We start from the raw sequence: 22,128 nt of genomic DNA on the forward strand, positions 1-22,128 counted from the left end.
GTGTCGCGAAAGCCACTTTCAGGACATCAGACGTCCCGAAAGTGGCTTTCGCGACACCCGGGATGGCGGCCGCGCTCAACGCCAGAGTCCCGCTTCTGTCGAGTGACTCGCGAACGGCAAGACGGCTAGAACGCCACTCACGACCATCCTGACCCAGTACCTGCCTGCGTCCACTGTGTACGGCGCGACCAAACATGAAAGGCCCCTTCCCGGCAAGCGAAGGGGCCTTTCACGACAAACTAGATCAGTCCTTCTTGGACTCGCCTTCGGGCTTGTCGCCCTCGGCCTCGTCCTTCGCCGGTTCCTCCGGCTCGGCGGGCAGCAGCGCGTCCAGCGCCGCCCCGGCCACCCGGCGGAACTTGCGGCCGCGCCGCTCCCGTTCCAGGACGGCGACCTCGAGCTTCACCGGGTCCGAGTCGCCGTTCGCGGGCGTCGGGGTGTTCTCGCGCAACGCCTTCACCGCGACGCCGAGCGCCGCGCCCAGCTCCAGGTCCGACTCGTAGCTGTCCTTCAGCTTCGTGGTGAGCGTGTCGGCCTGACCACCCATCACCACGAACTTCGGCTCGTCGAAGATCGAACCGTCGTAGGTCAAGCGGTAAAGCTGGTCCTCGGCCGCGGTCACGCCGACCTCGGCGACGCAGATCTCCACCTCGAACGGCTTCAGCTGCTCGGTGAAGATGCTGCCCAGCGACGCGGCGTACGCGTTCGCCAGCGCACGCGCGCTGACGTCCCGCCGGTCGTACTGGTAGCCCTTCAGGTCCGCGTGCCGGATACCGGCGACACGAAGGTTCTCGAACTCGCTGTAGCGGCCAACGGCCGCGAAGCCGATCCGGTCGTAGATCTCCGACACCTTGTGCAACGTCGCCGAGGGGTTCTCGGCCACGAACAGCACGCCACCGCGGTACTTGAGCACGACCACGCTCCGGCCGCGCGCGATGCCCTTGCGCGCGATCTCGGAACGCTCCCGCATCAACTGCTCGGGAGAGGCGTACAACGGCATCGTCACTGTGGTGCTCCGCTCTTTCTGGCTCTCATCGGAAGGGGACAGGGGCGACGGCTAGCGCCCGCGCTCGGCGCGCGCGGCGACGATCGCCTCGGCCACCGCGGTCGTCTGCTCCCGCGGCACCGCCACCGCGCCCTGCGCCGCGGTGATCGTCACGATCGTCGGGAAGATCCGGCGCACCAGATCCGGCCCGCCGGTCGCGGTGTCGTCGTCCGCCGCGTCGTACAGCGCTTCCACCGCCACCCGGATCGCGGCCTCGGCGTCCGCGTCCGGGTCGTGCAGCTTCTTCAGCGAGCCCTTCGCGAACAGCGAACCCGAACCGATGGCGTGGTACCCGGCGTTCTCCTCGTAGCGTCCGCCCGTCGCGTCGTACGAGACGATCCGGCCCGCGTGCTTCGCGTCCTCCGCGTCGAGGTCGTATCCGACGAACAACGGCAGCACGGCCAGGCCGGCCATCGCCATCTCGAGGTTGGACTTCACCAGCCCGGCGAGTTTGTTCGTCTTGCCGTCGAGCGAGAGCGAAACGCCCTCGATCTTCTCGTAGTGCGCCAGTTCGACCGCGTACAGCCGCACCATCTCGATCGCCAGCCCCGCCGAGCCCGCGATGCCCACGGCCGAGTACTCGTCGGTGACGTGCACCTTCTCCATGTCGCGCGAGGCGATCAGGTTGCCCGACGTCGCCCGCCGGTCACCGGCGATCAGCACCCCGCCCGCGAACTTGACCGCGACGATCGTCGTCCCGTGCGGCGCGTCGAGCCCGGCCGCCCCGGACGCGACGCGCCGCTCCGGGAGCAGCTCAGGCGCCTGCGCCCGGAGGAAGTCCGAGAACGACGACGTCCCCGACGTGAAGTACGCGGCGGGCAGCGCCGACTTACCCGAGGTGTGTTCCATACGTGCTCAAAGTTCCCATCTGTGTGATCCGCCGGCTCTGCGCGCGGCCGCATCCGGCCGCCGGAAGACGAGTTACTCGCCGCCCTTTTGCACATACGCGCGGACGAAGTCCTCGGCGTTCTCCTCGAGCACGTCGTCGATCTCGTCGAGGATCGTGTCGACGTCCTCACCGAGCTTCTCGCGTCGCTCCTGGCCCGCCGGACCGCCCTCCTCGAACTCTTCGTCCGAGTCGCCGCCGCCGTGCTTTTCGATCTTTTCCTGAGCCATCTCGCCTCCCGGTGTGGCTGATGTTCCTAGCCTACCCAGCGGTCCCGACATTCCGCGGGATCCGTGATCGCTTAACCCTGAGGAAAGGAATTCCCGCTAGTCCGAACCGGTGAGGGCTTCCACCAGCTCCTCGGCTGTCGCGGAGTCGTCCAGCAACTTCCCCACGTGGGCCTTCGTGCCCCGCAGCGGCTCCAACGTCGGGATCCGCACCAGCGATTCCCTGCCGACGTCGAAGATGACCGAATCCCAGGACGCCGCGGCGATGGAGCTGGCGTACTTCTCCAGCGCGCGGCCCCGGAAATAAGCCCTGGTGTCCGAAGGCGGGGTCGTGACCGCCTCCAGCACCTCCTCCTCGGTCACCAGGCGCTTCATCGAACCCCTGGTGACGAGCCTGTTGTACAGGCCCTTGTCCAACCGGACATCCGAGTACTGCAGGTCGACCAGGCGCAATCGCGGCGCGCCCCAGGCCAGCTGGTCCCGAGCGCGGTAGCCCTCGAGCAACCGCAGCTTCGCGGGCCAGTCCAGCCTGTCCGCGCATTCCTGGGGGTCCCGCGCCAGCGCGTCCAGGATCTCGCCCCAGACCCGCAGGACCTCCTTGGAGGCCTCGTCCGCGCCGGTGCGCTCCAGGTTCGCCGACGCGATCTCGTGGTAGGCGAACTGGAGGTCCAGCCCGGTGTACTTACGCCCGTTGGCCAGCGACACCTTCGCCTTCAGCGTCGGGTCGTGGCTGATCTGGTGCACCGCGCGCACCGGCTCGTCCAGCTTCAGGTCGTCGAACCGGATGCCGGCCTCGATCAGGTCCAGCACCAGCGCCGTCGTGCCGACCTTGAGATACGTCGAGTACTCGGCCAGGTTCGCGTCGCCGATGATGACGTGCAGCCGGCGGTACTTGTCCGCGTCGGCGTGCGGCTCGTCGCGGGTATTGATGATGCCGCGTTTGAGCGTCGTCTCCAGGCCGACCTCGACCTCGATGTAGTCGGAACGCTGCGAGAGCTGGAAGCCCGCTTCCTCGCTCTGCTGCCCGACACCGACGCGGCCCGAACCGGTCATCACCTGACGGGAGGCGAAGAACGGCGTCAGCCCCGCGATCACCGCGGTGAACGGCGTCGACCGCTGCATCAGGTAGTTCTCGTGCGTGCCGTAGCTCGCGCCCTTGCCGTCGACGTTGTTCTTGTACAGCTGCAAAGGCGGCTGGCCGGGCACGGTGGCGGCCTTGCGCGCCGCCTCCTCCATGACCCGCTCGCCCGCCTTGTCCCAGATGACCGCGTCGCGCGCGTTCGTCACCTCGGGCGCCGAGTACTCCGGGTGAGCGTGGTCGACGTACAGCCGCGCGCCGTTGGTCAGGATCACGTTCGCCGCGCCGAGGTCCTCGACGTCGGGATCGTGGCCCGGACCGCTCGGGCCGGTCAGGTCGAACCCACGGGCGTCACGCAGAGGCGATTCCACCTCGTAGTCCCACCGTGCCCGCCTGGCCCGCGGGATGTCCGCCGCGGCCGCGTAGGCCAGCACGACCTGGGTCGAGGTAAGTACCGGGTTCGCCGTCGCGTCGCCCGGCACCGCGATGCCGTACTCGACTTCGGTTCCCATGATCCGCCGCATACCCACCACCCTACGGGGTCGGGGCCGTGCGACGATGCCCCCCATGTCAGGCGGTGACGAACTCGTTGCGCTCTATGACCTCGGCGGAAGCGCCGTGGGGGCGGCCACCCGCTCCCGGGTCCGCGCCGAGGGACTGTGGCACGCGGCGGGCGTGGTGTTGGTCCGTTCGGGTGATGGAAGCTCCGTCTACGTGCACCTGCGTACGCCGACGAAGGACGTCTATCCCTCCACATGGGACTGCTGGGCGGGCGGCGTCGTCGCGGCGGGTGAGACACCGGAGGGCTGCGCGCGCCGTGAACTGGCTGAAGAACTGGGTGTTCACGGAGTGGAACTACGGCCGCTTTTCACCCATGTCCACGACGTGGGCACGATCCGCTGCCACAACTTCGCCTTCGAAGCACGGTGGGACGGCCCCTTCGTCCATCAGCCGTCCGAAGTCGTCGAAGGGCGATGGCTGACGCTGGGCGAGTTGCGTTCGTGGCTCGACGATCCGGAAAGCCGGTTCGTGCCGGACGGACGTCTCGGCGCCTTGGAATGGTTCCGGCGGGAAGCCGCCCGCTAGGCCGAACGGAGGCGCTGCGCGACGAGCGGCAGCAGCCGTTTCGCCGCCTCGGTCGCCCGAGCCTCGGTCCCGGCGGTCACGCTGAGGGCGGAGACGAGCTTCCCCTTGGCGAGCAACACGGTGCACGTCGTGCCCGCACACCAAGCGCGCTGTCCTTCGACGCCGGTTTGCTTCGCCAGGGTGAGCTTCTTGCCTTCGCAGTCAGCCTGGGTGACGACGTCCGAAGCGTCGCGGTCGGTGTACTCGGTGACCTGATGTTCCAGCGTCGAACCACTCGGGTACGACCACGCCGTCGAGCGGCTGGTGCCGCGGGTGAGACCGGTCAGGCAACCGGACACCTTGCTCTCGCCCGGGACGACCTCTTCCTCCGCGACGTCCTCGTCGGTCAGCAACGCGGCGGAAACGGCCGCGGGGACGGGAGCCGAGGTCGGCGGCGGGATCGGGGCGGCTTGTGGCCTGACCGAGGGCTGCGCGGGTTCGGCCGCGGGCGTCGGTGTCGGGTCCTCGTAGTAGGTGTCGAGGTCGTTGGGACGGTCGGCGCAGCCCGACAAACCGAACAGGGCGACCGTCGCCACCGCGAGCACCTGCCGATGACGCACCCTCAAGCCTCCCCGGTCACCCGCCAGACGTTTGCCGCGAGACTAGTCCAGCCCTTCAGTGCCAGCCGAGGCAGGACCTGTGCCGCCAGTAGGCGACCGGTTCTTCGGCGAGTCCTGCCAGCTCGTCGAGTTCGTCCGCGGTCAGTTTCGCCCTCGTGGCAACGAGATTGTCCGCGAGCTGCGCCGTGCTCGACGGGCCGATGACCGCGACCGGCCGCCAGTCCTGCGCCAGTACCGCCGCGATCGCCACCGCGTCCGGGCCCGCCTCGTGTTCTCGCGCGATCCTCGCGAGCGCCGCCGGTGGCTCGACCACCAGCCGTCCGTTCGCGACGGTTTCCTTGACCAAGACCTGTTTCCCGGCCGCGTGCGCCTCGGCGAGCGCCGGGCCGACGGAGGGTTCGAGCAGGTTCCACGTCGATTGCACGGCGCTGAAGACCGGCGTTCCGGACACTTCCAGCTCGAACGCCCTGCGGACCGCGTCGGCCTGTGCGGGCCCGGAGGTGGAGAAGCCCACCGGGACGCCGTCGGCGGCGGTGAGTTCGGCCAGCGCGCCGACGAGCCGGTCGTCGGTGAACAGCGGACTGTCCACAGTGAGCGAGTGGACCTGGTAGAGCGAGACCGCCTTCCCCAGCAGGCCAACGGTTTCCGCCCACTGCTCGGCGAACCGCGCCGCGGTGTGCTCCTTGACCTCGTGCACTTCCGCGTCGAGCTTCCACTCCCCCACGTAGCGGTAGCCCCATTTGCTCGACACCGTCACGTCCGCATGGCCCCGATCGGCGAGCCAGCCGGCGAGGAACTCTTCGGAGGAACCATACGATCGGGCGACATCGATCCAGCGGACACCGGCCTGGTACGCGTCGTCGAGCACGGCATGGGTCGCCGCGCGCATCGCGGCGAATTCCCGTCCCGGCGGCAGCGCGTCGACCCGGCCGAGATTGAGGTAGGCGGGCCTGCCGAGCGCCGCCAGCCCGACGGCGACCCGTTCGCCGACGTGGATTTCCGACTCTCTCACCGGGCTCCTTCGTTCTTGTGCCGGAGGATCGCGAGCCACTGGCCTGAGTTCTGCGCCTGCCGATGGAGCTTCTCGAGGCGGGCCGCCGGAGCCCGAACGTAACCCTTGCCGAAGACCGGCGCGATCTGACGGAGACTGGCGCCCTCCTCCCTGGCGGCGAGCAGCGCCCAGTCGGACGCGTCGGCGCAGGCCGCGGAGGCGCGCCGCAACTCCCCCAGGATCTCGATGAGTTCGGGGGCGCTCACCTCCCCCGCCCGCACGGCGGCGGCCGTCGTTTCCAGCCATGCCAGGACATCGGCCTCGGTGATCGGCGCGCGCGGGCGCCCAGGGGATTCGCTCACGGCCGATGAGTATAGGCCGTTATACGCATACCTGGCGGGATCGCCACGCGGAGGCGTGGACCACATCGTCCGAAAACCGCTGGAGTACACAGTGGATTCCCGCTTCACTGAGTTCGAAGTCGAAGACTCGGAAGAAGGACAATTGGGACGTTTCGGTATCACGATCCGGTTCGCGGCACTCGCGATCGTGTGGGGCGCGAGTTTCCTGTTCATCAAGGTCGGCCTCACCGGCCTTTCGCCGGCTCAGGTGGCGCTCTCCCGCATCTGCCTCGGCGCGCTGGCGCTGATCGCCATCGCCGCCTGGCGGCGAAAGCCACTTCCCCGCGATCCGGCGCTCTGGGGCCATCTCGCGGTCGTCTCCGTGCTGCTGTGCGTCATCCCGTTCCTGCTGTTCTCCTGGGCCGAGCAGTACATCTCCTCCGGGCTCGCCAGCATTTTCAACGCGACGACCCCGCTGATCACCATGCTCATCGCCGCCGCGGCCCTGCCGTCGGAGCGTTTCACGAAGGCCCGCACGACCGGCCTGATCCTCGGTTTCCTCGGTGTGCTCACCATCGTCGGGGTCTGGCAAGGGATCGACGTGTCCCACGAACTGACCGCGCAACTGGCGTGCCTCGGCGCGACGACCTGCTACGGGATCTCGTTCGTTTACGTGCGGCGGTTCATCTCCTGGCGGAACCTCGACGCGCCGACCATCGCGCTCGGGCAGGTCTGCTGCGGCGCCGTCGTGATGCTGGTGCTCGCGCCGTTCATCGCGACCACGCCGGTGCGCCTCGACACGACGATCGTCCTCAGCATGATCGCGCTCGGGGCACTGGGCACCGGGCTCGCCTACGCCTGGAACGCGTCGATCATCGCCGCGTGGGGCGCGTCGAACGCGTCGGCGGTGACCTACCTCACACCCGTCGTGGGAGTACTGCTCGGCGTTCTGGTCCTCGACGAACCCTTGGCGTGGAACCAGCCCGCCGGAGCGCTGCTCGTCGTCCTGGGGATCCTGGCCGCGCACGGTCGCCTGAGCCCGCGCAAAAAGGTCGAGGAACCCGTAGCCGTATAGACACGACGAAGGGGCCCTTCACCGCATGCCAGCGGTGAGGGGCCCCTTCGGCTCGTTCTACAGGTACTGACCGGTGTTCGTGGCGGTGTCGATCGCCCGCCCCGAATCCTGGTTCTTGCCGGTGACGAGCGTGCGGATGTAGACGATCCGCTCGCCCTTCTTGCCGGAGATCCGGGCCCAGTCGTCCGGGTTGGTGGTGTTCGGCAGGTCCTCGTTCTCCGCGAACTCGTCGACGATCGCGTCCAGCAGGTGCTGCACACGCAGGCCGGGCTGCTTGGTCTCCAGCACCGACTTGATGGCCGACTTCTTCGCCCGGTCCACGATGTTCTGGATCATCGCGCCCGAGTTGAAGTCACGGAAGTACAGGACCTCCTTGTCACCGTTGGCGTAGGTGACCTCGAGGAACCGGTTCTCGTCCGTCTCCTCGTACATCCGCTCGACCGTATGCTGGATCATCGCGTCGAACGTCGCCCTGCGGTCCCCGCCGAACTCTTCGAGATCGTCGGCGTGGATCGGCAGACCGTCGGACAGGTACTTGGAGAAGATGTCCTTCGCGCCTTCGGCGTCCGGACGCTCGATCTTGATCTTGACGTCGAGCCGGCCCGGCCGCAGGATCGCCGGGTCGATCATGTCTTCACGGTTGGAGGCGCCGATGACGATGACGTTCTCCAGGCCCTCGACACCGTCGATCTCCGAGAGCAGCTGCGGGACGATCGTGGTCTCCACGTCGGAGGACACGCCCGAACCGCGGGTGCGGAAAATCGAGTCCATCTCGTCGAAGAACACGATCACCGGGGTGCCTTCGGAGGCCTTTTCCCGAGCCCGCTGGAAGATCAGGCGGATATGCCGCTCGGTCTCCCCGACGAACTTGTTCAACAGCTCCGGACCCTTGATGTTCAGGAAGTAGGACTTCCCGTCCGCCTTGTCGCCGCGTGCTTCCGCGACCTTCTTGGCGAGCGAGTTGGCCACCGCCTTGGCGATGAGGGTCTTACCGCAGCCAGGAGGCCCGTAGAGCAGCACGCCCTTCGGCGGGCGCAGCTGGTACTCCTGGTAGAGATCCGCGTGCAGGAACGGCAGCTCGACGGCGTCTCGGATCTGCTCGATCTGCCGGGTGAGGCCACCGATGTCCTCGTATTGGACATCGGGCACCTCCTCCAGCACGAGATCCTCGACCTCCGCCTTCGGCACACGCTCGTAGGCGTAACCGGCTTTCGAGTCGACCAGCAGGGAATCGCCCGGCTTGAGGGGCTGCTCGGCCAGCGGATCGGAGAGCAGGACGACCCGCTCCTCGTCCGCGTGCCCGACCACGAGCGCACGGGGGCTACCGCCCTCGACGTCCGGGGCCAGCACCTCGCGCAGTGCGCAGACCTCGCCGATCTTCTCGAAGTCGCCGCCTTCAACGACGGTGAGCGCCTCGTTGAGCCGCAACGCCTGTCCCCGTTGCAGCGACGAGACCTCGACCGCGGGTGAGACCGAAACCCGCATCTTGCGGCCCGCGGTGAACACGTCCACCGTGTTGTCCTCGTATGCGGTCACGAACACGCCGTAACCGCTCGGAGGTTGGGCCAGCCTGTCGACCTCCTCTCGCAACGCGAGCAACTGGCCACGCGCCTCGCGGAGCGTCTCGACCAGTTTCGTGTTGCGTTCCGTGAGTTGGCTCACTCGTTCCGACGCTTCGGCGAGTCGCTGCTCCAGCACTCGGTTCTGACGTGGCGAATCGGTGAGCTTCCGGCGCAGCAGGGCCACTTCCTCCTCGAGGAAGCGAATTTGACGTGCCTGCTCGTCGGATGTGGTTCCAGCTCCGGTCGTTTCTGAAGGGTCGGCCTCCTCGCGCCGACCTCCGGGAAGGTCATGATGCATTGGGCACCTCCTCGGAGTGCTTTTCATTCCACGGTACCGGCGATCACCGACAATAAAAGGCCTTTCCGCATCACAAGATCGGCGCGTCGCGTTCCGGACGACCTGACAGCACGTACGTTCCCGCCGCGCAAGAGGCCATCCCGGTGCCGGGTCCGACACTCCCATGGTCACAATCCGTCCACCTGCCCTGACCTGCGACGGACTACCCGGCTCCGTCCGGGTGCAAACCGGGTTCCGGTATCAGTTCGGCCCTAATCGAGCGGCGATCCGGCTCGATGGCTAGCATCGGGCCGACGTTCGCCGGGGAGGCGGAACGGCATGTCGAGTTGAGCATTTTCGCAGAACAGCTAGGGGGCAACAGCCATGACTTACCCGCCGCAGCAGCCCGGCGGCTACGGACAGGATCCGTACGGCCAGCAGGGCGGGTACCCGCAGAGCGGCCCCCAGCCGCACCAGGGATACCCCGGTGGCGGCCAGTACGGCCAGCAGCCCGGCCAGTACGGGCAGGACCAGTACGGCCAGCAACAAGGCGGCTACCCGCAGAGCGGCCCCCAGCCCCAGCAGGGATACCCCGGCGCCACCCAGCAGTTCGGCCAGCCGGATCCGTACGGTCAGCAGCAGGGCGGCTACAACGCCTACCCTCAGGACGGCGGCGGCTACGGTGAGCCGCCGAAGAAAAAGAAGACCGGCCTGATCGTCGGCATCGCGATCGGCGCGGTTGTCCTGGTCGGCGGCGGTGTCACCGCCCTCGTCATCGCGCTCAACTCGGGTGACGACAACCCGGCCGCCGCGCCGCCCGTGAGTTCCAGCAGCGCGGCCCCGACGGGTTCCGAGACTTCGTCCCAGAAGCCGTCGACCTCCTCGACCCGGAGCAAGTCCAGCTCGCCGAGCACCTCGGCGAGCAAGGGTTCCGGCCCCGCACCGCTGGGCAAGGGGACGCCGCAGGAGGTGGCCGACGCCGTCATCGCCGCCTACAACGCCGGTGACGGCAAGACCGTCGCGCAGTCGGCCTGCCGCAGCGTGAACACCAAGGACGAAGTGCCGATCGCCAAGGACATCAAGATGGAGAAGACCGGGGAGATCACGGTCAGCGGCGACACCGCGAAGCTCCCGGCGAAGGTCACCCAGGGCGGCAAGACCGACGCGGGGAACCTGAACTTCAAGAAGGAGTCCGACCTCTGGTGCTTCACCGGCGGCAAGAGCTGACCCGGAACCGGTGTCCAGCAGGCTGATCGCCGTTCTCGCCGGATGCGGCGCGGTCGTGGTGGGTGTCGTGGTGGGGCTGCTGCTGGTCGCCCCGTCCGGCTCCGACCCGGCCGCGCCGAGTTCCGCCGCACCTCCGTCGTGGCCGGGTTCGTCCCGTCCGGTCCCGGTGGATCCGGACGTGGCGGCGGTCGAGGTGGTCGGCAAGGCGATCGCCGCGGCCATCGTGAATCACGACGCGACGGCGTTCGGCAAGCTCACCTGCGTCCAGCAGTCTTCGGCGGATCTGGCCGCGCTGAAGCGGAAGTGGGAGGCCGCGGGCAAGGTGTCCGCGACCATCCCCGGCCCGCCGACGGTCGGTGGCGAGTCGGCCACGGTGACCGTCCACGTGGAGGGCGCGGGCGGACAGAAGGACACACCGTTCCCGTTGAAGAAGCGTGACGGGAAATGGTGCGTTCCCTAGGCATCTGGAAGTACCTGAAGGCCCCCTTCCTTGCGCTAGACGCAAGGAAGGGGGCCTTCAGGTACTGGGGGAACGTCAGCCCTTGCCGGAGCGGCGGTGGACCCGCGGCGAGACGGTCCCGTCGGCCAGACGGCGCGCCGTCAGCAGGAACGCGGTGTGCGCGACCATCCGGTGGTCCGGCCGCACCGCGAGACTCACGACGTGCCAAGGCCGCATGAGCGTCTCGAAAGATTCCGGCTCGGTCCAGCACTGCTGGTCCCGCAAGGCTTCCGTGATCCGAGAAAGCTGTGTGACCGTCGCCACGTAGACCGTGAGCACGCCGCCGGGCACGAGATGCGCGGCGACCGTCTCCAGCTGGTCCCAGGGCGCCAGCATGTCGAGAACCACCCGGTCGACCTCGCCGGTGTGCGTCGACAGGTCCGCGACCGTCAGTGACCAATTGTCCGGTTTGTGGCCGAAGAACTTCTCCACGTTCCGTTCGGCGTGTTCGGCGTGGTCGTCCCGGATCTCGTAGGACCGCACAGTGCCTTCCGCCCCGACCGCCCGCAGCAGCGAACAGGTCAGCGCACCGGAACCGGCACCCGCCTCGAGTACCCGCGCGCCCGGGAAGATGTCGCCCCACATCACGATCTGCGCGGCGTCCTTCGGATAGATCACCTGCGCGCCGCGCGGCATCGACAGCACGTAGTCCGGCAGCAGCGGGCGCAGCGCCAGATAGTGGCTGCCGCCCGCCGAAGTGACGACCGAACCCTCCTGCGCCCCGATCACGTCGTCGTGCGCCAGCGCGCCGCGATGGGTGTGATACTGCTGTCCTTCGGCGAGCACCATGGTGTAGTGCCGCCCCTTGGAGTCGGTCAGCTGAACCCGGTCACCACTACGAAACGGCCCACGGACCGACACTGAACCTCCATACACGCGAACACACTGAGCCCCTGCGTCCTCGGCGGGAAAGAATGCCGCGGACGGGACGACCGATCCTCGCAGGTGGCCGTCCCGCGCTACGCCGGGGGTCGGCCGCGGGTCATCGCGGCGCGCAGGTCTTCCCGCCGGAGCACGCCCGCGGGCCTGCCTTCGTCGTCCACGACGAGGAATTGCCACGCGGCGGTTTCCCGGACCCGCTCGGCGATCTCCTCCCCCGACTCGGAGGAGAGCAGCACGGTGTCGGCGCGGATCGGCTCCGCGGCCATCTCGGCGGGCGCGTGCGGCGAGGTGCCCGCCAGTTGTGCCGCGGCCTGCTCGTCGAGCAGTCCGGCGGCGACGCCGTCGGCACGCACCAGGACCACTCCACGGCCCGCGGAGGCGGCCAGCGCGTCCGAGACGGGGCTTTCCGCGGGAAGCTGGAGAACGGGCCGGACGAGCTCACTCAGCCGGACACCCTCCGGCCAGCCCCGCCGGGCTTCGGCGGCGAGTTCGCCGCGCGCGCCGAGGATCACGAACCACGCGGTCACGACACAGACGCCGAGCCGGAGCCAGCGGTCTTCACTACCCGCGGCCAAACCCCACAGCGCCCAGAAAACCAGCCCGGCCGCGACGACACCGCCACCGACGACGGCGGCCCGGGTGCCCTTGTCCCGGCGGCCCGTCGCCGCCCAGACGCCGGCGCGCACCAGCCGACCGCCGTCGAGCGGGAGCCCCGGCAGAAGGTTGAAGATCCCGACGGCGAAGTTCGCGACGGCGCATTCGGCGATGAGCAGCCATGCCGCGCTTTCCGGCGGGACGGCGAAGATGAGCAGCCCGCAGAAAGCGCCGAGCAGCAACGAAACCGCCGGTCCCGCGGCGGCGACGAGCCCTTCGTGACGCGGCTGCCGGGGAGTCCTGGCGACCTCGGAGAGACCGCCGAGCAGGAACAGGCGCAGGCGCCGGACGGGGATGCCCAGGCGCAGCGCCACCAGGCAGTGCCCGAGTTCGTGCGCCAGTACCGAAAGTCCGAGCAGGACCGCGAACGCGGCCGCCAGCAGCCAGGAGGTCAGCGTGGTCGCGCCGGGCAGGAACCGTCCGACCAGCGGCGTGTAGAGCACCACGATGACCAGGGAGCCGACCCACCACGAAGGGGCGAGCAGCACGGGGATCCCGGAGACGCGGAACAGCAGGAGCCCGCCCTCTGGTGCCACGCCTCGTCGAGGCGGGCCCTGCTCACCCGTCACCGCCATGTGTCAGAGCGTAGATGCCCAGGTGTGGGCTGCCGGTAACCCGCCTTTCCCGTCCGGGTGGTGTCGGTCATGTCGCTCCGGTGCGTCGCGGTCCCGGAACTGTCGGTACCCGGCGCTACCCTGCCTGCATGCCCGACACCGACACGGTCACCGCCGATCCGCCGCCCGGCGCCGAAACCCCGCGCCGTCGGCCGGCCCTGTCCCCGTCGCGTGCCAGCGACTTCAAACAGTGCCCGCTGCTCTACCGGTTCCGCGCCGTCGACAGGCTGCCCGAGATCCCGACCAAGGCCCAGCTGCGCGGCACCCTGGTGCATTCCGTGCTGGAGCGCCTGTTCTCCCTTCCCCAAACCGATCGCACCCCTCCGCGGGCCAAGGACCTGCTGGCGCCCGCGTGGGCAGAACTGTCCGCGGAGCGCCCGGAGTGGATCGAGCTGTTCGATCAGGACGACCCCGAGGCTGTCACTTCCTGGCTGTCTTCGGCGGAGCAGCTCGTCGACACCTACTTCGGCCTCGAGGATCCGACTCGGCTGGAGCCCGAAGCGTGCGAGCTGCACGTCGAGATCGAGCTGGGCTCCGGGGTGCTGCTGCGGGGCTACGTCGACAGGCTGGACGTGGCGCCGACCGGGGAGATCCGCGTCGTCGACTACAAGACCGGGGCCGCGCCCCGCGAGATCGGCGAGGCCAAGGCGATGTTCCAGATGAAGTTCTACGCCGTGGTGCTGTGGCGGCTTCGCGGTGTCGTGCCGCGCCAGCTGAAACTGATGTACCTCACCGACGGGCAATCACTGGCCTACACCCCGGACGAGGGCGAGCTGATCCGATTCGAGCGCACGCTCGAGGCGATCTGGCAGGCGATCCTCAAAGCGGGCAAAACCGGCGATTTCCGGCCCAATCCGAGCAAACTGTGCGCGTGGTGCGACCACCAGGCGGTCTGCCCGCAGTACGGCGGGACTCCCCCGCCCTATCCCGGCTGGCCGGAACCGGATCCCGGTGAAGAGTCCGTTTTGGACCGTGCGGATTAGGTCGCGTGCCGCGAGTCTGTTCGCTGGGATCGCGATCCAGGTGGTCCCTGACGGTGCGGGCGGATCGGCCTCGTACCGGGTCGTACTCGGCCGCGCCCACCCGTGCGGTCAGGAACCACCTTGGCGTGAAGACCGCGAACAGACTCGCAGGACGCGGCCTAGGCTATCGGTGTGACAGACGCCTTTTACCTGCTGTCAGGTGACGGCCGGTTCATCCCGACCCCGCACACCGCCGGCCCGTGGACCCCGGACGCGCAGCATTTCGGGCCGCCCTCGGCGTTGCTGGTCCGCGCGCTCGAAGAGGTCGAAGCACCGCACGCGTGCCAGCTGGCGCGGGTGACGATCGAGATCCTCGGCCCCGCGCCTTTGAAGGAGCTTTCGGTGCGGGCCCACGTCGAACGGCCTGGCCGTTCGGTCGAGTGGCTGGCGGCCGAGCTCGTCCACGGAGGACGGGTCGTCGCCCGCGCTTCGGCCTGGCGTATCGCGACGTCGGACACCACAGCGGTGGCCACCGCCGAAAGCCCCGCCTTGCCGTCGCCGGAGGGTCTGGCCGCGTCGAGCTGGCCGGAAGGCTGGCACGGTGGCTACCTCGACGCCGTCGAGTGGCGGCGCGTCAAGGGCGCGCTGGACGAGCCCGGCCCCGCGACGGTTTGGGGACGCCAGCGCGTCGCACTCGTGGACGGTGAGAAGCCGAGCGCGCTGCAACGGCTGTTCGTGCTGGCCGACTCCGGCAACGGGATCTCGAACTTCCTCGACCCGCGCGAGTGGTGGTTCATCAACTCGGAGCTGACCGTGCACCTCCGCCGCCCGCCGCTGGGCGAGTGGATCGGCGTCGACGCGGCCACGCTGGTCGGCCCGAACGGGATCGGCACGGCGACCACCACCCTGCACGACACGTCCGGTCCGATCGCCTCCGGAGCGCAGGCGTTGCTGGTGCGGCCGCGACAGGCGGGCTGATAGACGCGCTTTCCGAGCCCGTTTCCAATAGCCTTCCCGGAACAACAGACGCAGGGAGCGCTTCGGCATGCAGATCACCTCGGTGGTCAACCAGAAAGGCGGGGTCGGCAAGACCTCACTCAGCGTGGGCGCGTCGGCCGCACTGGCCGAACGTGGCCGCCGGGTGCTGCTGATCGACCTCGACCCACAGGGGCACGCGACCACCGAACTCCTCGGTTTGGACGAGGTGGCCCCGGACATGCCCAGCCTGGCGAAAGCCCTGACCAAGGTGTGGAAGGGCCCGATCGAGGAACTGGCCGTGCGGCATCCGCGCAGCAACCTCGGCCGGGGCGGCACGTTCGACGTCATCCCGACGTCGCCGGGCATGTTCGACCTGATCCGGCGGCTGGACCAGTTCCGCGTGCCGGGCTGGCAGCTGGCCAGGGTCATCCAGTTCGCGAACTACGACCACATCATCATCGACTGCCCGCCCGCGCTCGACGTCCTGACCAACAACGCGCTCGCCGCTTCACACGGGATCCTCGTGCCGGTCCAGCCGGACCGGACGAGCATCCGGGCGCTGCGCCTGCTTTCGGACCAGGTGCGCTACGTCGAGCAGACCGTCGGCCGCCCGCCGATCGCCTACTACGGTCTCGTGCCCGGGCTGTACCGTCGCCCGATCTCGCATTACGCGGCGGCCGCGTTGCAGGAGCTGTACACGTTCGGGATCCCGATGCTTTCGCACGTCCCGCTCGGCGTGGTGATGAACGAGGCCGCCGCGCACGGCGTGCCTGTGACGACCTACGCGCCGGAAACCCTGCAAGCGCTGTCGTTCCGGGAGATCGCGGAAACGCTGGACGGGTATCTCCGGAGCCACCCCGCCCCGGCGATCGTGCCCGCGGACGAGGAGTTCGTCTTCGAGGACTTCATCACCGAGGTCTCGGTGGCGCGCAGCGCCAACGACAGCGGCGCGCGAAAGCGGCTCTACGACCTCATGCCCAAGAAGCCGAACCGGCCCCGGTAGCACGAACCAACACGCGAAGGCCCGGGTGTCCTGCGGGTCTCGTAAGTAATAAGGCGCGTCAGAGCCGAGGGTGTCTTAGTACCTACTGGACTCTGGTCTTCTACTGGTCGCCGGTTCAGTCGGCGAAGGGCCTCCTCTCGACTGGCCGGTGGCCCCCGTCGCGAAAGCCACTTTAGCGACGTCTGTTGTCCCAAAAGTGGCTTTCGCGACACCCGAGGCGGCTGGCGGGGCCCTCACAACGGCCTGTCTCGGCACCCGCGGCAGGTGTCCGAGGACCACTGGCGCTACAAGCGGCAGGCCCGGATGTCCGAAGCCAGGACGGCCTTCGCGCCGGTCTCGGCGAGCTCGTCCATGATCCGGTTGACCTCCTTGCGCGGCACCATCGCCCGCACGGCCACCCAGTCCTCGTCGGCCAGCGGCGCCACGGTCGGCGACTCGAGGCCCGGCGTGATCGCGATGGCCGCCTCCATGAGCGAACGCGGGCAGTCGTAGTCCAGCATCATGTAGTGCTGGGCGAACACGACGCCCTGCAGCCGCGCCTTCAGCTGGTCCTTGGGCCGGGTGTGCTCGGTACCGGCCCGCTGGAGCAACACGGCTTCGGACACGCAGATCGGGTCACCGAAGGCCACCAGGTTGTGCTGGCGCAACGAGCGTCCGGACTCGACGACGTCGGCGATGGCGTCGGCCACCCCGAGCTGGATCGAGATCTCGACGGCACCGTCGAGGCGGATGACCTCCGCCTCCACCCCGTGCTGCTTGAGGTTCTCGCGCACGAGCCTCGGGTACGACGTCGCGAGCCGTTTGCCCTGGAGGTCTTCGGCCTTCCAGTCCCGGCCGGCCGGCGCGGCGTACCGGAAGGTGGATCCGCCGAAGCCGAGGCCGAGGATCTCCTCGACCGGGGCGCCGGAGTCGAGCGCGAGGTCGCGGCCGGTGATGCCGAGGTCCAGCTCGCCGGATCCGACGTAGATCGCGATGTCCTTGGGGCGCAGGAAGAAGAACTCGACCTCGTTGACCGCGTCCAGCACGGTCAGGTCGCGCGCCTCATGTCGCTTGCGGTAGCCGGCCTCGCCGAGCATCTCCGACGCGGCGGCGGCGAGGGCTCCCTTGTTCGGCACGGCGACACGCAGCATTGTTTCTCCTTGGTTCTCCGGACGCGAACGCGTCACAGGTACCGGTACACGTCCTCTGTCGACAGTCCACGGCCGAGCATGAGCACCTGCACCCGGTACAGCAGCTGTGAAATCTCCTCCGCGAGCCTGTCGTCGGATTCGTGCTCGGCGGCGATCCACACCTCGCCCGCTTCTTCGAGCACCTTCTTGCCCTGCGCGTGCACACCCGCGTCCAGCGCGGCGACAGTGCCGGAACCGTCGGGGCGCGTGACCGCGCGGTCGGCAAGCTCGGCGAACAGCTCATCGAAGGTCTTCACAGTCTGGAGATCCTTCCATCCGCGCTCGCGTCGCGCTGCCCCGGGCCGTGTGGTGACACCCGCGTCACACCTCAGAACAGCGTGGAGCCCTCCCGCTCGAAGTCGAGCAGCTGCCGCTTCCGTTCGACACCGCCGCCGTAGCCGGTGAGGTCGCCGTTGGAACCGACGACGCGATGGCACGGCACGATGATGCTGATCGGGTTCTTCCCGTTGGCGAGCCCGACCGCGCGCGACGCGGCGGGCCTGCCGAGCCGGTCGGCGAGCTGACCGTACGAAACCGTCTCGCCATACGGGATTCCGAGCAGGCCTTCCCAGACCATCCGCTGGAATTCGGTGCCGCCGAAGCTCAGCGGGAGGTCGAAGTCCTTCCGCTGACCGGCGAAGTATTCCTTCAGCTGCTTCTCGGTTTCCCTGAAGATCGGCGCGCCCGGATCGGGGTGGCCGAAGGTCTCCTCGGCCGGGCGATGCCGCTGCTGGTCCATGAACAGGCAGCAAAGGCTTTCGCCGTCCGCGACCAGGGTCAGCGGGCCGTACGGGCTGTCGATGACGGTGTGCGTGCGCATGGCGTTCCTCGGAATTCAGGCGGCGGGCAGCCGGTTGATCGGGTGAGCTCCGGTCGCCCAAAGGTGTTGGACGGCGTAGGCACGCCACGGGCGCCAGCGCTCGGCGTGTTCGGCGAACGCGGCCGGACCGAGCCCGAGCCCCTCCCTGGCGACTTTGACGCCGAGGTCGGTCGGCAGGAAGGCGTCCGGGTCGCCGAGCGAGCGCATCGCGATGCTCTCGACGGTCCACGGGCCGAAGCCGGGCAGCGCGTGCAGCCGCTCCCGCGCTTGCTGCCAGTCGCTGCCCGCCCCGAGGTCGAGGCCCCCGTCGTTCAGTTCGGCGACGAGGCCGAGCAGGGTCCGTTTGCGGCTCTGCGGCATCGCCAGGTTTTCCGGGTCGATCTCCGCGAGCGCGGTGGCGTCCGGGAAGACATGGGTGAGGCCACCGTCCAGGTCGTCGACGGGCTCGCCGTGCGCGAGGACCAGCCGGGCCGCGTGGGTCCGGGCGGCGGCGGTGGACACCTGCTGGCCCAGCACGGCGCGGACGGCGAACTCGTCGCCGTCGACGGTCCTCGGCACCCGTCTGCCGGGCGCGGTGGCCACCAGCGGCCCGAGCATCGGGTCCGCGGCCAGCGCGTCGTCGACCGCGACCGGGTCGGCGTCGAGGTCGAGCAGGCGGCGGCAGCGGCTGATCGCGGTCGAGAGGTCCCGCAGATCCGAAAGGGTGAGCCGGCAGCCGATGTAACCGTCTTCGGGTTTGAGCGCGACGACGGCGGGGCCGTGCGGCAGCCGCAGCGTCCGGCGGTAGGCACCGTCACGCCATTCCTCGACGCCGGGGACGCCCGTCGCGACGAGGTGGCCGAACAGGTTGTCCGGGAACAGCGGCTTCCGGTACGGCAGGCGCAGGTTCAGCGTTCCGGGCGCGGTCGCCGGCGCGGTGCGGACCCTGGCCCGCAGCTCGGTCGGGGACAGCGCGAAGACCTCGCGGACGGTGTCGTTGAACGTCCGGACGCTGCCGAACCCGGCGGCGAGGGAGACGTCGATCATCGACAGACCGGTCGTCTCGATCAGCAGCCGCGCCGTCTGCGCGCGCTGTGCCCTGGCGAGGCTGAGCGGGCCCGCGCCGAGTTCGGCACGCACGTGCCGCTCGACCTGCCGGACGCTGTACCCCAGCCGGGCGGCCAACCCGCTCACGCCGCCGGTGTCGACGACGCCGTCTGCGATCAGCCGCATCGCCCTGGCCACCAGGTCCGCGCGCTCGTTCCACTGCGGCGACCCGGGACTCGCGTCCGGGCGGCACCGCTTGCAGGCTCGGAATCCGGCTTCCTGCGCGGCCGCCGCACTCGGGTAGAAGGTCATGTTCTCCGGTTTGGGCGGGACGACCGGGCAGCTCGCCCGGCAGTAGATCCGCGTCGTCAGGACGGCGGTGAAGAACCAGCCGTCGAAACGGTCGTCCTTCGCCTGGACCGCCCGGACACAACGCTCGAAGTCCTCATGCACCCGGTCAGCATCACCGACCACGCGGCCGGGGTCTAGCGGAAATGCGACATGGTGGTCAGGGCAGCAGCGCGGTCAGCTCCGGCACGTCGAGCCCGGCCAGCGACGAACGGAACACGCGCCGCTCTCCCGGCTGGACCTCGACGTCGTTCGGGATCACCACCACCGCGCACCCGGCCGCGGCCGCGGAAGCCGCGCCCGGCGGTGAATCCTCGATCGCCACGCACCGGGAAGCCGGGACTCCCAGCAGCTCCGCCGCCAGCTGATACGGCCTGGCGTCCGGTTTGTTCCGACCATCGACCTCGTCACCGCAGACGGTGGCGGCGAAGTACTCGCGGCCGATGGTGTTGAGGGCGAGTTCGGTCAGCGACCGTTCGGTGGAGGTGACCAGCGCCATCGGCACCCCTTTGGCGCGCAACAGTTCGAGCAGCTCCTGTGCGCCGGGGCGCCACGGGAGCGGGCCGTCGAAGAGGGTGGCCGTGCGCTGGCGGATCCACTCCCCCATCTCCGCGATCGACTCGGGGCCGACGGGTTTGCCGCACACCTCCAGGAGAAACGCGGCCGTGTCGTCCATATTGGACCCGACGAGGCTCAGGCGCTGCTCCTCGGTCAGCGTGCCGCCGAGGCTCTCGACGGCCTCGTAGAGGGCGACATCCCACAGTTTCTCCGAATCGACCAGCGTGCCGTCCATATCCCACAGCACGGCGGCGAGTCCGTCCAGTGTGGACGGTTCGGTCACGGCTCCCCCTCGATGATCAGGTAGTGAAGTACCGATTCTCGTCTCCACGGTACCGAACGCGTGTCACCCGGAGATACGGGCTTCGATGCCGTCGAGCAGGCATTCGAGGCCGATCTGGAACGTCTGGTCGGCGTCGGAGTGGGCGGCGTCACGCACCACCGTGGCGAGCGCCGGGTATCGGCCCTCGGCGAAGGCCCGTTTCAGATAGGGGCCGTGCGCGGCCTGCCAGCGCTTCTCGTCCAACCCGGTGGCGCGTTCGGCGCGTCGCTCGGCGATCTCCCGGCGGACCGCACCGGTCACATACGCGGTGACCGAGGCGACGACCGGCATGACGATGTCCAGTTCGACGTCGTCCAGCGCGGCCATCACGGTCTCCGACGTGGCGAGGGCGTGTGGCCCGAGCCGGGGACGGCCGCCCAGGAGATCGGCGAGCCATTCGTGCTCGTGAGCGGCGTGCCGGATGGCTTCGGCGAGAGACCGCAGCACCTCCCGCCGTCCGTCCCCGGACGGCCGGATCTCGGCGTGGACAGTGTCGACCATCAGGTCGAGCAACTCCTCCTTGTTCTCGATGTAGCCGTACAGCCGCATCGGGCCGACGTCCAGCGCCGTGGCGATCTTGCGCAGCGACACCCCCTCGAGGCCGTCCGCGTCGGCCAGCCGGATCGCCGCTCGCACGATCCGCTCCCTGCTCAGCGGGGCCAGCACCGGTCGATCCGGCGGCTCCGGCCTCTCCCACACCAACATTTCGTTGACAATACATCGCATCGGGTCGATACAGTGTATCGACAAGTACGGCGTATCGAAGAAGGGCCCACCATGACCATCGCCATTGTCGGAGCGGGCCTCGGCGGCCTCACTCTCGCCCGGGTGCTGCACGTGAACGGCATCGACGCCGTCGTGTACGAACGTGAGTCGTCGCGTGACGCGCGCGGCCAGGGCGGCATGCTCGACATCCATTCCGGCCAGCGAGCGCTGCGCGACGCCGGTCTGATCGACCGGTTCTTCGCGATCGCCCGCGGTGAGGGCCAGGACATGCGGCTTCTGGAACCGGACGGCACGCTGCTGCTCCAAGAGGACACGCCCGACGACGCCCCGCTCTCACGACCCGAGGTCGACCGGGCCGACCTGCGCGACCTGTTGCTGGATTCCCTCCCCGAAGGCACGGTTCGCTGGGGGCACGCGTTCAGCTCCGCCGAGGACGGCGTGCTGCGCTTCGCCGATGGGCGCACCGCTGCATACGACCTGCTGGTCGGCGCGGACGGGGCACAGTCGCGGGTCCGCGCCCTGCTCACCGACGCCCGGCCGGCGCATATCGGCCAGAACACCGTCGAGGTCGGCATCCCCGACATCGACCGCACGCACCCCGACCTCGCGGCGATGGTCGGCCGGGGCAACTACTGGGTGCTCGGCGGCGGAATATCGCTGGGGGCGCAGCGCAACGGCGACGGCCGCGTTCGCGTCGGCCTCAGCTTCTACCACACCGACGAGGACTGGTTCGCCACCAGCGGGATCCCGTTCGACGACCCGGCGGCCGCCCGGGCACGGCTGATCGACCTGCTCGACGGCTGGGACCCGCGGTTCACCGCGCTGATCGCGGCCTGCGACGACACGGTCGTGCGGCGCTCGATCGCCACGCTCCCGGCCGGTCTGACCTGGCCGTCGGCGCCGGACGTCACGCTGATCGGCGACGCCGCGCACCTGATGCCGCCGACCGGCGAGGGCGCCAACATGGCGCTGCTCGACGGGGCTCTGCTCGCACTGGCGCTGGCCGCGCATCCGGACGACCACCCCACCGCCATCGAGGAGTACGAACGCGAGATGTTCGAACGCGCCGGCGCCGCCGCCCGGATGTGCGCGGACATGCACGAATTGCTGAGCTCGCCGGACGCCGCCCGGAAACTGCTCGCGTTCTTCCAACCCGGCTGAAGACGACCGGAC

At 69.2% G+C, this 22,128-nt stretch carries 24 protein-coding genes; 8 read left to right on the top strand and 16 right to left on the bottom strand.

Annotated elements, in window-relative coordinates:
* Window positions 1-244 precede the first annotated feature (244 nt).
* The 4 genes from prcA to dop all read right to left on the bottom strand — a co-directional run bounded on the left by prcA (window position 245) and on the right by dop (window position 3,760).
* Entirely contained in the window at window positions 245-1,006 is a 762-nt protein-coding gene (gene prcA, locus BS329_RS17060) for a proteasome subunit alpha (RefSeq protein ID WP_076161908.1), read from the bottom strand.
* Window positions 1,007-1,057: 51 nt separating this feature from the next.
* On the bottom strand, window positions 1,058-1,894 hold the full coding sequence (gene prcB / locus BS329_RS17065; RefSeq protein WP_076161910.1) for a proteasome subunit beta: 837 nt from the start codon (window positions 1,892-1,894) through the stop codon (window positions 1,058-1,060).
* A 72-nt stretch (window positions 1,895-1,966) separates the two neighbouring features.
* Complete coding sequence (locus tag BS329_RS17070) at window positions 1,967-2,161, bottom strand: ubiquitin-like protein Pup (RefSeq protein WP_034306633.1); 195 nt, start codon at window positions 2,159-2,161, stop codon at window positions 1,967-1,969.
* A gap of 96 nt (window positions 2,162-2,257) precedes the next feature.
* Window positions 2,258-3,760 carry a depupylase/deamidase Dop gene (dop, locus tag BS329_RS17075; RefSeq protein WP_076161912.1) on the bottom strand — a complete coding sequence of 501 codons (1,503 nt, stop codon included), beginning with the start codon at window positions 3,758-3,760 and terminating at the stop codon, window positions 2,258-2,260.
* A 43-nt stretch (window positions 3,761-3,803) separates the two neighbouring features.
* On the opposite strand from dop, the gene BS329_RS17080 reads away from it, so the two are divergent.
* Window positions 3,804-4,322: an NUDIX domain-containing protein gene (locus tag BS329_RS17080; RefSeq protein ID WP_076161914.1), complete on the top strand. Its 519-nt coding sequence runs from the start codon at window positions 3,804-3,806 to the stop codon at window positions 4,320-4,322.
* Here BS329_RS17080 and BS329_RS17085 read toward each other — a convergent pair.
* From BS329_RS17085 to BS329_RS17095, 3 genes are read right to left on the bottom strand one after another with little or no spacing between them, the layout of a single operon-like run.
* The gene (locus BS329_RS17085) at window positions 4,319-4,921 is read right to left on the bottom strand and encodes a hypothetical protein (RefSeq protein ID WP_076161916.1); all 603 of its coding nucleotides are present in this window, start codon (window positions 4,919-4,921) and stop codon (window positions 4,319-4,321) included. The genes BS329_RS17080 and BS329_RS17085 overlap by 4 nt on opposite strands.
* A gap of 55 nt (window positions 4,922-4,976) precedes the next feature.
* The gene (locus BS329_RS17090; RefSeq protein WP_076161918.1) at window positions 4,977-5,933 is read right to left on the bottom strand and encodes an aldo/keto reductase; all 957 of its coding nucleotides are present in this window, start codon (window positions 5,931-5,933) and stop codon (window positions 4,977-4,979) included.
* Window positions 5,930-6,274 carry a hypothetical protein gene (locus BS329_RS17095; protein WP_076161920.1) on the bottom strand — a complete coding sequence of 115 codons (345 nt, stop codon included), beginning with the start codon at window positions 6,272-6,274 and terminating at the stop codon, window positions 5,930-5,932. Before BS329_RS17095 ends, BS329_RS17090 begins: the two co-directional genes overlap by 4 nt.
* A gap of 142 nt (window positions 6,275-6,416) precedes the next feature.
* Between BS329_RS17095 and BS329_RS17100 the strand changes: the two genes are divergently transcribed.
* The gene (locus tag BS329_RS17100) at window positions 6,417-7,328 is read left to right on the top strand and encodes a DMT family transporter (protein WP_076162281.1); all 912 of its coding nucleotides are present in this window, start codon (window positions 6,417-6,419) and stop codon (window positions 7,326-7,328) included.
* A 57-nt stretch (window positions 7,329-7,385) separates the two neighbouring features.
* Here BS329_RS17100 and arc read toward each other — a convergent pair whose 3' ends face one another.
* Window positions 7,386-9,188, bottom strand: coding sequence for a proteasome ATPase (gene arc, locus BS329_RS17105; protein WP_076161922.1), 1,803 nt, complete (start codon window positions 9,186-9,188; stop codon window positions 7,386-7,388).
* Window positions 9,189-9,551: 363 nt separating this feature from the next.
* On the opposite strand from arc, the gene BS329_RS17110 reads away from it, so the two are divergent.
* Together BS329_RS17110 and BS329_RS17115 are read left to right on the top strand one after the other, a co-directional pair.
* Entirely contained in the window at window positions 9,552-10,394 is an 843-nt protein-coding gene (locus tag BS329_RS17110) for a hypothetical protein (protein ID WP_076161924.1), read from the top strand.
* 10 nt (window positions 10,395-10,404) lie between these two features.
* Entirely contained in the window at window positions 10,405-10,854 is a 450-nt protein-coding gene (locus tag BS329_RS17115; protein ID WP_076161926.1) for a hypothetical protein, read from the top strand.
* 75 nt (window positions 10,855-10,929) lie between these two features.
* On the opposite strand, the gene BS329_RS17120 is transcribed toward BS329_RS17115, so the two are convergent.
* Both BS329_RS17120 and BS329_RS17125 read right to left on the bottom strand, forming a co-directional pair.
* The gene (locus BS329_RS17120; protein ID WP_076161928.1) at window positions 10,930-11,754 is read right to left on the bottom strand and encodes a tRNA (adenine-N1)-methyltransferase; all 825 of its coding nucleotides are present in this window, start codon (window positions 11,752-11,754) and stop codon (window positions 10,930-10,932) included.
* 98 nt (window positions 11,755-11,852) lie between these two features.
* A complete protein-coding gene (locus BS329_RS17125) occupies window positions 11,853-13,004 on the bottom strand; it encodes a site-2 protease family protein (protein ID WP_076161930.1) in 1,152 nt (383 codons plus the stop codon).
* Window positions 13,005-13,132: 128 nt separating this feature from the next.
* Between BS329_RS17125 and BS329_RS17130 the strand changes: the two genes are divergently transcribed.
* The 3 genes from BS329_RS17130 (at window position 13,133) to BS329_RS17140 (ending at window position 15,986) form a co-directional block, all read left to right on the top strand.
* The gene (locus BS329_RS17130) at window positions 13,133-14,026 is read left to right on the top strand and encodes a RecB family exonuclease (RefSeq protein WP_076161932.1); all 894 of its coding nucleotides are present in this window, start codon (window positions 13,133-13,135) and stop codon (window positions 14,024-14,026) included.
* Between the two features lie 171 nt (window positions 14,027-14,197).
* Window positions 14,198-14,983 carry a thioesterase family protein gene (locus BS329_RS17135; RefSeq protein WP_076161934.1) on the top strand — a complete coding sequence of 262 codons (786 nt, stop codon included), beginning with the start codon at window positions 14,198-14,200 and terminating at the stop codon, window positions 14,981-14,983.
* A 67-nt stretch (window positions 14,984-15,050) separates the two neighbouring features.
* Window positions 15,051-15,986 carry a ParA family protein gene (locus tag BS329_RS17140; protein ID WP_076161936.1) on the top strand — a complete coding sequence of 312 codons (936 nt, stop codon included), beginning with the start codon at window positions 15,051-15,053 and terminating at the stop codon, window positions 15,984-15,986.
* Window positions 15,987-16,270: 284 nt separating this feature from the next.
* Here the strand turns inward: BS329_RS17140 and hisG are convergent, their stop codons facing one another.
* From hisG to BS329_RS17170, 6 genes are all read right to left on the bottom strand, one after another.
* Entirely contained in the window at window positions 16,271-17,116 is an 846-nt protein-coding gene (hisG, locus tag BS329_RS17145) for an ATP phosphoribosyltransferase (RefSeq protein ID WP_076161938.1), read from the bottom strand.
* Window positions 17,117-17,148: 32 nt separating this feature from the next.
* Window positions 17,149-17,412, bottom strand: coding sequence for a phosphoribosyl-ATP diphosphatase (locus BS329_RS17150; RefSeq protein ID WP_076161940.1), 264 nt, complete (start codon window positions 17,410-17,412; stop codon window positions 17,149-17,151).
* 71 nt (window positions 17,413-17,483) lie between these two features.
* Window positions 17,484-17,975 carry a methylated-DNA--[protein]-cysteine S-methyltransferase gene (locus tag BS329_RS17155; RefSeq protein WP_076161942.1) on the bottom strand — a complete coding sequence of 164 codons (492 nt, stop codon included), beginning with the start codon at window positions 17,973-17,975 and terminating at the stop codon, window positions 17,484-17,486.
* Window positions 17,976-17,990: 15 nt separating this feature from the next.
* A complete protein-coding gene (locus BS329_RS17160) occupies window positions 17,991-19,454 on the bottom strand; it encodes a DNA-3-methyladenine glycosylase 2 family protein (protein ID WP_076161944.1) in 1,464 nt (487 codons plus the stop codon).
* Window positions 19,455-19,509: 55 nt separating this feature from the next.
* Window positions 19,510-20,190, bottom strand: coding sequence for an HAD family hydrolase (locus BS329_RS17165; RefSeq protein ID WP_084749881.1), 681 nt, complete (start codon window positions 20,188-20,190; stop codon window positions 19,510-19,512).
* 63 nt (window positions 20,191-20,253) lie between these two features.
* Window positions 20,254-20,934, bottom strand: a complete 681-nt coding sequence (locus tag BS329_RS17170; protein ID WP_076161946.1) for a TetR/AcrR family transcriptional regulator — start codon at window positions 20,932-20,934, stop codon at window positions 20,254-20,256.
* Window positions 20,935-21,006: 72 nt separating this feature from the next.
* On the opposite strand from BS329_RS17170, the gene BS329_RS17175 reads away from it, so the two are divergent.
* On the top strand, window positions 21,007-22,116 hold the full coding sequence (locus BS329_RS17175; protein WP_076161948.1) for an FAD-dependent oxidoreductase: 1,110 nt from the start codon (window positions 21,007-21,009) through the stop codon (window positions 22,114-22,116).
* Window positions 22,117-22,128: the final 12 nt, after the last annotated feature.

It is taken from the genome of Amycolatopsis coloradensis (genome assembly GCF_001953865.1).
Classification (GTDB): domain Bacteria; phylum Actinomycetota; class Actinomycetes; order Mycobacteriales; family Pseudonocardiaceae; genus Amycolatopsis; species Amycolatopsis coloradensis.